The organism is Methylothermaceae bacteria B42 (genome assembly GCA_001566965.1).
Lineage (GTDB): Bacteria > Pseudomonadota > Gammaproteobacteria > Methylococcales > Methylothermaceae > Methylohalobius.
Genome location: LSNW01000022.1, coordinates 1 through 14917 on the forward strand (window position 1 = coordinate 1; position 14917 = coordinate 14917).

Below are 14917 nucleotides of genomic sequence, written 5' to 3' on the forward strand. Positions count from 1 at the left end.
CGTCTTACCATGGTCAACATGCCCAATCGTCCCCACATTCACATGTGGCTTGGTACGCTCAAATTTCTGCTTGGCCACTGCTACACCTCACTTTAAAACTATGATTCCAGAATAAATTATGATGCTTTTTTAATGATCGCCTCAGCGACGCTCGCCGGCGCTTCAAGGTATTTTTCAAACTGCATGGTATAAGTCGCCCGGCCTTGTGTCTGAGAGCGCAAATCTGTTGCATACCCAAACATCTCTGCCAGCGGCACTTCACAGCGAATGATTTTCCCCGATGGCGCATCGTCCATGCCTTGGACCATACCGCGGCGGCGATTGATATCGCCCACAACGTCACCCATATATTCCTCTGGCGTGACGACTTCCACTTTCATAATGGGTTCCAACAGCACAGGATCGGCTTTCTTCGCACCCTCTTTGAAAGCCATTGAGCCGGCGATCTTAAAGGCCATTTCGCTGGAGTCAACATCATGATACGAACCATCGAACAAGGTTACCTTCACGTCCACAACGGGATAACCTGCCACCACGCCGCTCTCCATAGCCTCTTGCACCCCTTTATCCACTGCCGGTATGTAATCTTTTGGCACCACACCCCCAACGATGGCATTCTCGAATTCGTAACCGCTGCCACGATCCAGGGGCTCAAGACGTAGCCAGACATGACCGTATTGACCCCGCCCCCCTGTCTGCCGCACGAACTTGCCTTCCTGCTCGACCGACTTGCGAATTGTTTCGCGGTAGGCGACCTGAGGAGCGCCAACGTTGGCTTCCACATTAAACTCACGCTTCATGCGGTCGACAATAATTTCCAAGTGAAGCTCTCCCATGCCGGAGATAATGGTCTGCCCCGATTCCTCGTCAGTATGCACCCGAAATGAAGGATCTTCCTGAGCCAGTTTCTGCAAAGCTACACCCATTTTCTCTTGGTCCGCTTTGGTTTTAGGCTCAATTGCCACCGAAATAACGGGCTCGGGGAATTCCATCTTCTCAAGGGTGATAATAGCCTTGGGATCACACAAAGTATCGCCGGTGGCCACATCTTTCAAGCCGATAGCCGCCGCGATATCTCCGGCTCGCACCTCCTTGATTTCTTCGCGGGAGTTCGCATGCATTTGCACGATACGACCAATCCTTTCACGTTTTCTTTTCAATGGGTTATAAACCGTGTCACCGGAGTTAACCACCCCAGAATAGGCTCGAAAGAAGGTTAAAGCACCAACAAAAGGATCAGTAGCGATCTTAAACGCCAAGGCCGCAAAAGGTTCATCATCTTTTGCCTTTCGCTCAACCTCGTTACCATCTTCATCCACACCCTTAACTGGTGGGATATCAACGGGAGAAGGCAACAACTCAATCACGGCATCCAGCAATGCCTGCACACCTTTATTCTTAAAGGCCGAACCGCATAACGCAGGCACGATTTCACCCGCCAAAGTACGTGAACGCAAACCTTGCTTAATTTCCTCGATAGTTAACTCTTCCCCCTCCAAATATTTATCCATCAATTCGTCATTGGCTTCAGCAGCGGCCTCAACTAATTTTTCGCGATATTCTTGACACATTTCGACCATATCCCCAGGGATATCCTTGGCCTCGTATTTGGTGCCCTTGGTTTCCTCATCCCAGTAAATGGCCTGCATGCGAATAAGATCTACAACGCCTTTGAAATTCTCTTCCGCCCCGATTGGCAATTGCAAAGGAATGGGATTTGCACCTAAGCGATCTTCAAGCTGCCCAACTACCCGCAGAAAATCAGCGCCTTGCCGATCCATCTTATTGACGAACGCCAAGCGCGGAACACCATATTTATTCGCCTGTCTCCACACCGTTTCCGACTGAGGCTCCACACCACCTACCGCACAAAACACCGCACAGGCTCCATCCAAAACACGCAGTGAACGCTCCACTTCAATTGTGAAGTCCACGTGACCCGGCGTATCGATAATATTGATTCGGTGCTCGGGAAATTGACGATCCATACCGCTCCAAAAGCAAGTAGTCGCAGCCGAGGTAATTGTGATGCCGCGCTCTTGCTCCTGCTCCATCCAATCCATTACGGCAGCCCCATCATGGACCTCACCAATTTTGTGAGATACGCCTGTATAGAATAGGATTCTCTCGGTCGTCGTCGTTTTACCCGCATCAATATGAGCCATAATGCCGATATTGCGGTATCTTTCGATTGGAGTTGTGCGTGCCACTGTCTTTAACCTTTAATTTCTACTTCAATTACCAGCGATAATGAGAAAAAGCTTTATTTGCTTCTGCCATTCTATGGGTATCTTCGCGCTTTTTAACCGCTACCCCGCGATTTTCAACCGCATCCATGAGTTCACCAGCCAATCTCTGCGGCATTGTTTTCTCACTGCGTTTGCGCGCCGCATCAATCAACCAGCGCATACCTAGAGAGCGGCGACGATCAGGACGAACCTCTACAGGTACCTGGTAGGTTGCACCACCAACACGGCGGGATTTTACCTCCACCAACGGCTGTACATTCTCGAGAGCCTTTACCAGCACACCGAGAGAATCTTCATGCCCACGGGATTCGATAATGTCCAAAGCCCCATAGACGATACGTTCCGCCAAGGATTTTTTCCCGCTTACCATCACCATGTTAATGAATTTGGCAACGGTCTCATTTCCAAACCTTGGATCTGGCAAAATTTGCCTTTTTTCTGCAGCCCTTCTTCTCATCGCTATTCAATCTCTAAGTAATTTAGCTTCTTGGTTTCTTGGTTCCGTATTTGGAACGCCCCTGACGGCGCCCATCCACGCCTGCAGCATCCAGCGCGCCACGAACCACATGATAACGAACACCCGGCAAGTCTTTTACCCGCCCCCCTCGAATAAGCACGACTGAGTGTTCTTGCAAATTGTGCCCTTCACCGCCTATATAACTAGTAACTTCAGCACTATTGGTCAGTCTAACACGAGCCACTTTGCGCAGCGCCGAGTTAGGTTTCTTTGGGGTGGTTGTATAAACCCGAGTGCAAACCCCGCGCTTCTGCGGACAAGCATCCAGCGCAGGCACATTACTCTTTTCTTTCTTTCGAACTCGAGGCTTTCTAACCAATTGGTTAATTGTTGCCATACCAATACATCTCCCTACAACTCGATCGGCGCTTAATAATCTTGCAAAATTCTAACTAGGAACGAACCCAATAAAAATCAAGTGGTTATGAGCTTCTACGGGTTCTAGCTGAAAGCTGGGTATTGTAGATAATTAAAAGCCGGCTGTCAACTAAATCACAGCCGGCTTTAATAGTTAAGGCTAAATCACTGATAAGCGGTAGCCTTAGGGATTGAACGCTTTTTTCAGCGCTTCCTCCACTTCTTCTGTTCCCATCACCTCAGCCTCTGGCGCAGGCATCTGTGCCAGTGCCCGCTTACGCTTGCGTTCCCGATGGTAGGCCAGACCGGTACCCGCGGGGATCAAGCGACCAACAATGACATTCTCCTTCAGTCCGTGAAGATCATCGCGCAATCCACGTACCGCCGCGTCAGTAAGAACCCTCGTGGTTTCTTGGAAGGACGCCGCAGAGATGAAGGATTCTGTGGCCAAAGATGCTTTGGTAATTCCCAACAAGACGGGCAAGAAAATAGCAGGTTTTCTCCCTTCTTTCTCCAACTTTTCATTTTCCTCGAGTATCCGAGAGCGCTCCACCTGCTCTCCCGCCAAATAGCTGGTATCGCCTGGGTCAGTGATCTCTACCTTGCGCAACATCTGACGTATGATCACCTCAATGTGCTTGTCATTGATCTTCACGCCCTGCAGCCGGTAAACATCTTGGATCTCTTTGACCAAATAGGCCGCCAACTCTTCCACGCCGCGAAGGCGAAGCAGATCATGGGGCGTCAATTCCCCTTCTGCAATGGTCTCGCCTTGTTCGACATACTCCCCCTCGAAAACCGTAACATGACGCCATTTTGGAATCAGTATTTCATGCTGATTTCCTTCGGAATCTGTAATGATCAGCCGGCGCTTGCCCTTGGTTTCCTTACCGAAACTCACTGTACCCGTGGCTTCCGCCAAAATAGCCGGATCTTTGGTTTTGCGCGCTTCGAACAGATCCGCTACTCTTGGCAGACCCCCGGTAATGTCACGGGTTTTCGTCGATTCTTGCGGTATCCTCGCGAGAATATCCCCCACTTCCACCCGGTCTCCGTCACGAATGTTGACGATAGCTCCAGCAGGGAGAAAGTATTGGGCTGGAATTTCCGTACCCGGAATGAAAATGTCTTCTCCATTTTCATCCACGAGCTTGATCATCGGCCGTAAATCTTTGCCCGCTGAGGTGCGTTGCTTAGGATCGATTACCACCATGGAACTCAAGCCGGTGACTTCATCCATTTGCTCACGAACCGTGACGCCCTCGATGAAGTTTTCTAATTTAACGATTCCGCTCACTTCGGTGATAACCGGATGGGTATGGGGATCCCAGGTGGCCACCACATCTCCCATTTTGACTTGGCTGCCATCCTCTACATTCAAGATGGCGCCATAGGGGATACGATAGCGTTCGCGTTCGCGGCCATGTTCGTCAATCACGCTGATTTCACCCGAACGGGAAACCGCAACCAATTTCCCTTCCTTGTTTCGCACCGTTTTCAAATTCGTCAAACGAATGGTTCCAGGTGATTTCACTTCAACACTACTGATAGCAGCAGAACGTGATGCCGCACCTCCAATGTGGAAAGTACGCATGGTCAGCTGAGTACCTGGCTCACCAATAGATTGGGCGGCAATCACCCCTACCGATTCGCCAACACTCACCCGATGGCCACGCCCGAGATCCCGGCCATAGCAATGCGAGCATACCCCATACCGGGTTTCGCAGGTAATCACTGAACGCACCTGCACGTGTTCCACGCTATGTTCTTCTAGCAAACGCACATAACGTTCATCCAACAACGTCCCAGCCGGAGCAACCACTTCCTCGGTTTTAGGATCCAGGACATCCTCGGCAACCACTCGTCCAAGCACGCGCTCGGATAAGGGTTCAACCACATCACCGCCTTCGATTATCGGTGTCATCAATATGCCATTGGTAGTTCCGCAGTCCTGTTCCGTAATCACCAAATCCTGAGCCACATCCACCAAACGCCGGGTCAAATAGCCGGAGTTGGCGGTCTTAAGCGCGGTATCCGCCAAACCTTTGCGGGCACCGTGGGTAGAAATAAAGTATTGGAGAACATTGAGACCTTCCCGGAAGTTGGCCGTGATTGGAGTTTCAATAATGGAACCATCCGGTTTTGCCATAAGGCCGCGCATTCCAGCCAACTGGCGGATTTGCGCGGCAGAACCACGAGCGCCTGAATCGGCCATCATAAAGATGGAATTGAAAGATTTCTGCTTTACCTTGTTACCTTCAGCATCTTCAACCTCTTCTTCTCCAAGGACGCTCATCATCGCCTTGGCCACTTGGTCGTTGGCATGGGACCAAATATCAATGACCTTGTTATAGCGTTCGCCATTGGTGACCAGGCCGGATTCGTACTGGCGCTGGATCTCCATGACCTCTTTCTCGGCCTCCTGAATGATCTTTGTCTTTTCAGGAGGGATCACCATATCGTTCACGCCAAAGGAAACTCCGGCCTTACTGGCATTTGAGAATCCCAGGTACATCAATTGGTCGGCAAAAATTACCGTGGTCTTGAGACCAAGATTGCGATAACACACGTTGATGACATTGGAGATGGCCTTTTTGGTCATATCCTGATTGATCAATTCAAAGGGCAATCCTTCAGGAACAATTGACCAAATCAATGCTCTGCCAGCGGTGGCATCGACTACCCGGCGATCATAAGAAACAGAGCCGTCCTCCTCCTGGATTTTCTCTTCAATCCGCACCTTAATCTTGGCATGCAAACTAAGTACTTTATTATCCAGTGCCCGCTGTACCTCGCTGACATCAGCGAAGACCATCCCTTCACCTTGGGCATTGACCTTCTCCCGGCTCATATAATAAAGCCCCAATACAATATCCTGAGTAGGGTGAATAATTGGCTCACCATTGGCCGGCGAGAGAATATTATTGGAGGACATCATTAAGGCCCGGGCTTCCAACTGTGCCTCCAGAGATAATGGCACGTGAACCGCCATCTGATCGCCATCAAAGTCGGCGTTGAATGCCGTACATACCAATGGATGCAGTTGGATGGCCTTGCCTTCGATCAAAACCGGCTCAAAGGCTTGAATCCCCAACCGGTGCAATGTGGGTGCGCGGTTCAACATCACCGGGTGCTCGCGGATGACCTCGTCAAGCACGTCCCAAACCTCGGCTTCCTCCCGCTCCACCATACGCTTGGCGGCCTTGATGGTTGTGGCAATACCCCGCGCTTGAAGTTTGCCGAAAATAAACGGCTTAAACAGCTCCAATGCCATTTTTTTAGGCAGTCCGCATTGATGCAGCTTGAGGGTGGGTCCCACTACGATGACGGAACGGCCAGAATAATCTACCCTTTTGCCGAGAAGGTTCTGACGGAAACGCCCTTGCTTGCCTTTGATCATATCGGCCAGCGATTTAAGGGGGCGCTTGTTGGTTCCGGTGATAGCCCGTCCGCGGCGGCCATTATCCAGTAATGCGTCAACCGATTCCTGCAGCATACGCCGCTCATTACGAACGATAATATCTGGCGCATTAAGCTCCAACAAACGACGCAAGCGATTGTTGCGATTAATCACCCGGCGGTATAAATCATTTAAATCGGACGTTGCGAAACGGCCACCATCGAGAGGCACCAAAGGGCGCAAATCAGGTGGTAGTACTGGTAAAACAGTCAGCACCATCCATTCCGGGCGATTATTGGAACTCAAAAAGGCTTCCATTAATTTAAGGCGCTTGGACAATTTGCGAATTTTGGTCTCAGAATTGGTTGCCTCAATTTCCTCGCGAAGCTGGACAACTTCTGCCTTTAAATCCAGGGATTTCAGCAATTGCTGAATTGCCTCGGCGCCCATTTTTGCTTCAAAGTCATCGCCATATTGCTCCAACGCATCCAGATACTCTTCATCGGTCAAAAGCTGACAGCGCTCTAGTGGCGTCATGCCAGGATCGGTGACCACGAAAGACTCGAAATACAGCACCCGCTCTACTTCACGCAGGGTCATATCGAGCATCAGCGCGATTCGAGACGGCAACGATTTCAGAAACCATATATGCGCAACAGGACTGGCAAGATCGATATGACCCATGCGCTCGCGGCGCACCTTGGCCAAGGTCACTTCCACCCCGCACTTTTCGCAGATTACGCCCCGATGCTTCAATCGTTTGTACTTACCACACAAGCACTCGTAATCGTTGACCGGACCAAAAATTTTGGCGCAAAACAAGCCATCCCGTTCGGGCTTGAAGGTCCGATAATTGATGGTCTCTGGCTTTTTGACTTCACCATAAGACCATGACCGGATCATATCAGGGGAAGACAAACCGATACGAATGGCATCGAACTCTTCTACCTGACTCTGTTTCTTCAAGAATTTAATTAAATCTTTCAATGCTAAACTCCCACGTGAGTTTTGAACCGGAACAACCTGGCGTTTAATCCTGCTCTAATTCGATATTAATGGCCAAAGCGCGAATTTCCTTCACCAACACTTTGAACGACTCTGGCATGCCCGCTTCCATGCGATAGTCACCGTCCACGATGTTTTTATACATCTTGGTGCGGCCAACGACGTCATCGGATTTGACCGTCAGCATTTCCTGCAAGGTATAAGCCGCCCCATAAGCTTCCAATGCCCAAACTTCCATTTCCCCAAAACGCTGGCCGCCAAATTGCGCTTTTCCACCCAGCGGCTGCTGGGTTACCAAACTGTAAGGACCGGTCGAACGCGCATGCATCTTGTCGTCCACCAAATGGTTCAATTTGAGCATGTACATATAGCCCACGGTAACATCCCGGTCGAATGGCTCGCCGGTACGGCCATCGCAAAGCTGGGTTTGTCCGCTTTCAGGCAAATCGGCCAAGCGCAATAAGGACTTAATTTCCTCTTCGGTGGCGCCATCGAAAACAGGCGTCGCCATCGGCACGCCGCCTTTCAAGTTATGGGCCAGTTCCAGAATTTCCTCATCGGAGAAACTATCCAGATCCTCTTTCTTACCGGAACTGTTATAGATTTTCTCCAGATATTCCCGAATTTCCTGCACCGCGGCTTTGGCTTCCAGCATTTTGCCGAGTTTAAGCCCCAGCCCTTTTGCCGCCCATCCCAAATGGGTCTCCAGAACTTGTCCCACATTCATGCGGGATGGAACACCCAAAGGATTCAGGACGATATCCACAGGCGTTCCATCTTCCAGATAGGGCATATCTTCCACCGGAACAATTTGCGAGATAACGCCTTTGTTTCCATGACGTCCCGCCATCTTGTCGCCGGGCTGAATACGGCGCTTGACCGCCAAGTAGACCTTGACCATTTTCAAGACCCCAGGCGGTAAATCATCCCCCATGGTAATCTTGACCTTTTTCTCTTCGTAGCGGCGGTCAATTTCCTTGCGCTGAAACTCCAACTGCTCTGCAATGGTTTCCAGCTGAAGATTGATGTCCTCATCTTGGAGGCGGATATTCAACCACTCCTCGGGCTTCATGCCTTTAAGGAGTTCCTCAGTGACTGCAACGCCTTTCTTGATGCCGCCAGGGCCTGACTCGACGGTTTTGCCCAGCAGCATTTGATAAACCCGCTGGTAAATATCCTGCTCTAAAATTCGCAGTTGGTCCTGCAAATCCTTGCTTACTTTGGCAAGCTGCTCTTCCTCAATCGCTTTGGCGCGGCTGTCTTTTTGGACGCCATCGCGAGTAAAGACCTGCACATCAATCACAGTCCCCGCCATCCCTGAGGGTACGCGCAAAGAAGTGTCCTTCACATCCGATGCCTTTTCACCGAAGATCGCTCTTAGCAGCTTCTCTTCTGGGGTCAGCTGGGTTTCTCCTTTAGGCGTCACCTTACCCACCAAAATATCACCCTCTTTAACTTCAGCACCGATATAGACAATGCCGGACTCATCTAATTTTGACAGGGCAGCTTCGCTGACGTTGGGGATGTCGGCAGTGATTTCTTCAGGACCCAATTTGGTATCCCTGGCAACGCAGGTTTTCTCTTCGATATGAATCGTCGTATAACGATCCTCTTCAACGACCCGTTCGGAAATCAAAATGGAGTCTTCGAAGTTGTAACCCTGCCACGGCATAAAGGCCACCAAAAGATTTTGACCTAACGCCAACTCCCCCAAATCAGTGGAAGCGCCATCGGCCATAATATCGCCTTTGCTGATCTTATCTCCGGTTTTCACCAGCGGCCGTTGATTGATACAAGTGTTTTGGTTGGAGCGGGTATATTTGATGAGATTATAAATATCCACCCCAGGCTCGCCAGCCTCGGTTTCGTCATCGTTGACCCGGACAACGATTCTGGCGGCATCCACAGCAACCACTTCACCGCCCCGGCGGGCCACGACTGCAGTACCTGAATCCCGCGCGACAATCCGCTCGATACCCGTGCCTACCAAAGGCTTCTCGGACCGAAGCATAGGCACCGCCTGCCGTTGCATATTCGAACCCATCAAGGCACGATTTGCATCGTCGTGCTCAAGGAAGGGAATCAACGAAGCCGCTACTGATACAATCTGCTTGGATGACACATCCATGTATTGGACCATCTCTGGAGAAGCCAGCGTGAATTCATTGTTGTACCGGCACGAAACCATTTCATCGCTCAAGCGGCCTTCTTCATCCACAGTAGCCCCGGCCTGGGCAATGACATATTCGCCTTCTTCGATGGCAGAAAGATAATGAATTTCATCAGTCAACTTGCCATTTTCGATCTTGCGATATGGCGTTTCAAGAAATCCGTAGCGGTTGGTACGCGCATAAATTGCCAAAGAATTAATCAATCCAATATTGGGACCTTCCGGCGTTTCGATGGGACATAGCCGGCCATAATGGGTGGCGTGGACATCGCGCACCTCGAAACCCGCGCGCTCTCGAGACAGTCCTCCCGGCCCCAAGGCGGAAACGCGCCGCTTGTGGGTAATCTCGGACAAAGGATTATTTTGATCCATAAACTGGGATAATTGGCTGGAGCCAAAAAATTCTTTGATCGCCGCAACCACAGGCTTGGCATTGATGACTTCCTGCGCTGTGTAGCCTTCGCTACTGGCCAGGGTCAAGCGCTCCTTCACCGCTCGCTCAACCCGCACCAACCCCACACGGAATTGGTTTTCCACCATCTCGCCGACACTACGCACCCGGCGATTGCCAAGATGGTCGATATCATCCACTTGGCCCTTGCCGTTACGAATATTGATTAATTCTTTCAGAACGTCGAGGATGTCTTCTTTGGTGAGGACCCTGGGACCTGTTTCATCTTTCCGGCCCAGGCGCATATTCAGCTTCATACGCCCGACCTCTGAAAGATCATACCGATCTTCAGAAAAGAATAAATTGTGAAACAGTGTCTCTGCGGCATCCTTGGTGGGAGGCTCGCCAGGACGCATCATCCGATAGATTTCCACTAAAGCTTCCAGCTGAGTGGTGGTGTGATCCACCTTGAGGGTATTGGAAATGTAAGGCCCCCGATCCAATTCATTGACATATAACGTTGCTATCTTTTCAACGCCATTTTCGATAAGCAGATCAAGCAGCTCAGAAGTAATCTCAGCATTGACAGGGGCAATCAGCTCGCCTGTTTTTTCATCCACAATGTCATGGGCAAGAATCTTGCCGTAGAGAAATTCCCTTGGAACCACTAGCTTCTCTAGTCCGGCTTTTTTCATTTTCTGGATGTGCCGGGGAGTAATTCTGCGACCTTCTTTAACGACGACAGTGCCATCATCCAATGCAATATCGAAAGGCGCGATTTCACCGCGTAGCCGTTCAGGCACCAAATCCAAGGTAATGTTATCTGCCGACAACCAAAAGGTGTCGGTTTCAAAAAACATCCTGATAATTTGTTCATTGTCGTATCCCAGCGCGCGCAGCAATACTGTCGCGGGTAGCTTGCGGCGGCGATCAATACGCACATAAATGATATCCTTGTGATCAAATTCGAAGTCCAGCCATGAGCCTCGATAGGGAATCACCCGGGCATTGAAAAGCAATTTTCCAGAGGAGTGGGTCTTGCCCCGGTCATGATCGAAAAAGACGCCAGGTGACCGATGCAGCTGGGACACCACCACCCGCTCCGTCCCATTAATGACGAATGTGCCATTATCAGTCATCAATGGCAGCTCGCCCATGTAGACTTCCTGTTCCTTGATATCCTTGACGACTTTACTGGAGGCTGGAGAATCCTTGTCGTATAGAATCAATCTTACTTTGACCCGCAGCGGCGCGGAATAGGTAGCTCCCCGCAACTGGCATTCTTTGACATCAAATGTCGGCTCTCCTAGTCTATAATTGACATATTCCAACACTGCGTAGCCGTTGTGGCTCTCAATCGGAAACACGGATTTAAAGGCTGCGTGCAAACCCTGATCCGAGCGTTTGTCAGGGTGCTGGTCTTCCTGTAAAAACTTTTTATAGGATTCGATTTGAATTCGTAGCAGATAAGGGGCTTCGAGAACTTCAGAACGTTTTGCAAAGCTTTTGCGAATACGTTTTTTCTCGGTAAAAGAATAGGCCATATCGGTTCCTTAAATCCTGAGTGGTTGACTGACAGGGGATTTACTTTAAAATCCTCCAGCCAAATGGATTGAGATGATGTAAGTTAATTCATGCCCGGTCTGTCTAAAAATAGACAAAACAAGAATACTTAGAAAAGCCTCAACATATAACCTCCGCCATTTTTCAATGGAAGCGGGAAAAGGCCGGTAGTCACGACTACCAGCCATCCCTTCAGTTCTTGATAGAAATTGCGTTATTTGATTTCGACAGACGCGCCTGCCTCTTCCAGTTGCTTTTTGATCTCTTCGGCTTCTTCCTTGCTTACCCCTTCCTTGATTGGCGCAGGGGCACTTTCCACCAAAGCTTTGGCTTCTTTCAAGCCAAGACCGGTGATGCCGCGAACAGCCTTAATCACAGCCACTTTATTAGAACCAAAGCTGGACATAACGACATCAAATTCAGTTTGTTCCGCTGCCGCACCACCAGCTTCTCCACCAGCCGCCACTGGTACAGCCGCAACTGCAGCGGCTGCTGACACACCAAATTTTTCTTCCATGGCGGAAATCAAATCAACTATTTCCATGACTGTCATGTTTGAAATCGCATCCAAAATCTCTTCTTTAGACAATGCCATTCTTTTTACTCCACTATTGAATCAATAAACCTAAATATTATTTACGCTGCTTGCTGTTTTTGATCGCGAACAGCAGCCAGGGTACGAACCAACTTCGCGTGTGGTTCAGCCAACGTTCTCACAAACTTCTCCACCGGCGCCTTCATCACCGCCATCAGCATACTGATGGCTTGATCTTTGGTCGGCAGCGTAGCCAATCGCTCCAACTCTTCGGGACCGAAAAGTTGTCCGCCAACGGCTACCAATTTAGGTTTCAAGTGTTCGTGTTCTTTACCAAATTCCTTGATAACACGAGCAGCCGAACCTGGTTCTTCCAGTGAAAACGCCAACAACAAGGGACCCACCAAGCCTTCATTCATGCAGGCAAATTCAGTCCCTTCCAGCGCACGACGCGCCAGTGTATTTTTCACTACGCGAAGGTATACTTGCGAGGATCTAGCCTGCTGACGCAGCTCAGTCATCTCCGGTACCGTCAACCCCCGATATTCTGCTGCAATGGCAGAAATGGCTTGACTGGCAACCTTTGAGACTTCTGCGACCACGGCTTTCTTCTGCTCTAGTCTCAGTGCCACATTTACCTCCGACAATCACCTAAAGGAAAACCTTTAAGGTTTTTTGTTCACATCCCTTTTCAGGATGCCCCAGAACGGCTCCCCGTGTCTCCGGTTCACCGTCTACGCAGGAAATTAAGCGTGGGCACGCACCTGCGGTCTTTGACGATCACCGGATAATCACCGGCAATCCAAAGCTCTCTTCAATTTAAACGTTCAAACTCGCCTGGTCCACATTCAGGCCAGGTCCCATCGTGGTGGATACCGCAATTTTTTTCAAATAAACCCCTTTGCTTGAAGCGGGTTTTGCTTTCTTCAAGTCGGAAAGAATGGCTTCGAGATTCTCTTTCAATGCATTCACCTCAAAGTCCACTTTACCGATAGTGCAGTGGATGATGCCGCCCTTATCGGTACGATAACGCACCTGGCCGGATTTCGCGTTTTTTACCGCCGCAGCCACATCAGTCGTTACCGTTCCTACTTTGGGGTTGGGCATTAAACCGCGTGGACCTAAAACAGGCCCCAATTGGCCTACAATCCGCATAGCGTCAGGCGTTGCAATCACGACATCAAAATCCAGATTGCCTTTTTTAATTTCTTCCGCCAGATCTTCCATGCCCACAATATCCGCTCCGGCTTCTTTGGCTGCTTCCGCATTTGCGCCTTGAGCAAATACAGCAACCCTCACTGTTTTACCGGTCCCATGAGGCAAGACAGTCGAGCCTCGCACTGCCTGGTCGGATTTCCGGGGATCCACCCCTAAATTCACACTGACATCTACCGATTCGGTAAATTTAACCGTCGACAGTTCTTTTAATAGCTGTAACGCTTCTTCAACATCATAGGCTCTAGTTTTACCGACTTTTTCCCGGATGGTCTTGATCCGCTTGCTCAGCTTGGTCATTCCACACCCTCCACATCGATACCCATACTCCGGGCAGTGCCGGCAATTGTACGCACAGCCGCATCCATACTTGCCGCAGTCAAATCGGGCTCCTTCATCTTGGCAATCTCTTCCAATTGATCCCGCTTGACGACTCCGACTTTATTAAGGTTGGGCACACTACTGCCTTTGTCTATACCTGCCGCTTTTTTGAGCAAATATGATGCAGGAGGAGTCTTGATGATGAAGGTAAAGCTGCGATCGTTGTATACCGTGATAATGACCGGCAGCGGCAAACCCTTCTCCATGCTCTGAGTTTGCGCGTTAAAGGCTTTGCAAAACTCCATGATATTGACGCCGTGCTGCCCCAAGGCTGGACCTACCGGGGGACTCGGATTCGCCTCTCCGGCCTTGACCTGTAATTTAATATATGCTTCTACTTTTTTAGCCATTCAAATCTCCGTTGGGTACAAACGCCTTTCGGCTCCCCGTTTAAATACTGACTCAAACCTTCTCAACTTCGCCAAAATCAAATTCGACAGGGGTTGAACGCCCAAAAATAAGCACAGACACTCTCAGCTTGTTTTTTTCGTAATCAACTTCTTCTACCACGCCATTAAAATCCTTAAATGGCCCCTCGATGATTCGAACAGTCTCGCCCACTTCAAACAATACCTTAGGTTTAGGCTTAGTCAGTCCTTCCTCAACGCGTGCGAGAATAGCTTCTGCCTCCTTGTCCGAAATCGGCGCTGGTTTTTCCGCTGTACCACCAATAAATCCAAGTACATGGGGAACACTTCTGACCAAGTGCCAGGTCTCGTCATTCAACTCCATTTGTACTAATACATAACCCGGCAGGAATTTCCGGTCAGTCTTGCGCCGCTGCCCCATCCGCATCTCTATCACTTCCTCGGTGGGAACTAGGATTTTTCCAAAATATTTTTCCAAACCCGCCCGCTGAATGCGCTCTTCTAATGAGCGCTTAACTTGGTTTTCATAGTTGGAATAGGTATGGACGACGTACCAACGCAATGCCATCGATTTTTATCCTCCCTGGCCTGTCAGCAGCCGTACCAGCCACAAGAAGAATGTGTCCAGCAACCACAAAATCACGCCAACAATAAAAACCATCAACACTACCATCAAAGTGGTATGTATGGTTTCCTGCCGCGTCGGCCACGCAACCTTTCGCACTTCATTCCTTGCTTCTTGGAAGAAAGCCCAGAAAGCTTGGCC

The 14917-nt window shown here is 49.8% G+C and carries 10 protein-coding genes and 1 pseudogene; all 11 read right to left on the bottom strand.

Annotated features, from left to right (window positions below; translation table 11 throughout):
- Positions 1 to 116: 116 nt before the first annotated feature.
- The gene (gene fusA / locus AXA67_08515) at positions 117 to 2210 is read right to left on the bottom strand and encodes an elongation factor G (protein KXJ40776.1); all 2094 of its coding nucleotides are present in this window, start codon (positions 2208 to 2210) and stop codon (positions 117 to 119) included.
- Positions 2211 to 2238: 28 nt separating this feature from the next.
- Positions 2239 to 2706 carry a 30S ribosomal protein S7 gene (locus AXA67_08520; GenBank protein ID KXJ40777.1) on the bottom strand — a complete coding sequence of 156 codons (468 nt, stop codon included), beginning with the start codon at positions 2704 to 2706 and terminating at the stop codon, positions 2239 to 2241.
- Positions 2707 to 2728: 22 nt separating this feature from the next.
- Positions 2729 to 3103 carry a 30S ribosomal protein S12 gene (locus AXA67_08525; GenBank protein ID KXJ40778.1) on the bottom strand — a complete coding sequence of 125 codons (375 nt, stop codon included), beginning with the start codon at positions 3101 to 3103 and terminating at the stop codon, positions 2729 to 2731.
- Between the two features lie 204 nt (positions 3104 to 3307).
- Positions 3308 to 7510, bottom strand: coding sequence for a DNA-directed RNA polymerase subunit beta' (locus AXA67_08530; protein KXJ40779.1), 4203 nt, complete (start codon positions 7508 to 7510; stop codon positions 3308 to 3310).
- 43 nt (positions 7511 to 7553) lie between these two features.
- Positions 7554 to 11633: a DNA-directed RNA polymerase subunit beta gene (gene rpoB, locus AXA67_08535; GenBank protein KXJ40780.1), complete on the bottom strand. Its 4080-nt coding sequence runs from the start codon at positions 11631 to 11633 to the stop codon at positions 7554 to 7556.
- 233 nt (positions 11634 to 11866) lie between these two features.
- Positions 11867 to 12247, bottom strand: a complete 381-nt coding sequence (rplL, locus tag AXA67_08540; GenBank protein ID KXJ40781.1) for a 50S ribosomal protein L7/L12 — start codon at positions 12245 to 12247, stop codon at positions 11867 to 11869.
- Between the two features lie 41 nt (positions 12248 to 12288).
- Positions 12289 to 12819, bottom strand: coding sequence for a 50S ribosomal protein L10 (locus AXA67_08545; protein ID KXJ40782.1), 531 nt, complete (start codon positions 12817 to 12819; stop codon positions 12289 to 12291).
- Between the two features lie 187 nt (positions 12820 to 13006).
- The gene (locus AXA67_08550; GenBank protein KXJ40783.1) at positions 13007 to 13702 is read right to left on the bottom strand and encodes a 50S ribosomal protein L1; all 696 of its coding nucleotides are present in this window, start codon (positions 13700 to 13702) and stop codon (positions 13007 to 13009) included.
- On the bottom strand, positions 13699 to 14133 hold the full coding sequence (locus AXA67_08555) for a 50S ribosomal protein L11 (protein KXJ40784.1): 435 nt from the start codon (positions 14131 to 14133) through the stop codon (positions 13699 to 13701). The genes AXA67_08550 and AXA67_08555 overlap by 4 nt, the downstream gene beginning before the upstream one ends.
- A 52-nt stretch (positions 14134 to 14185) precedes the next feature.
- Positions 14186 to 14719, bottom strand: a complete 534-nt coding sequence (locus AXA67_08560) for a transcription termination/antitermination protein NusG (protein KXJ40785.1) — start codon at positions 14717 to 14719, stop codon at positions 14186 to 14188.
- Between the two features lie 6 nt (positions 14720 to 14725).
- A pseudogene (locus tag AXA67_08565) lies at positions 14726 to 14917 on the bottom strand (preprotein translocase subunit SecE).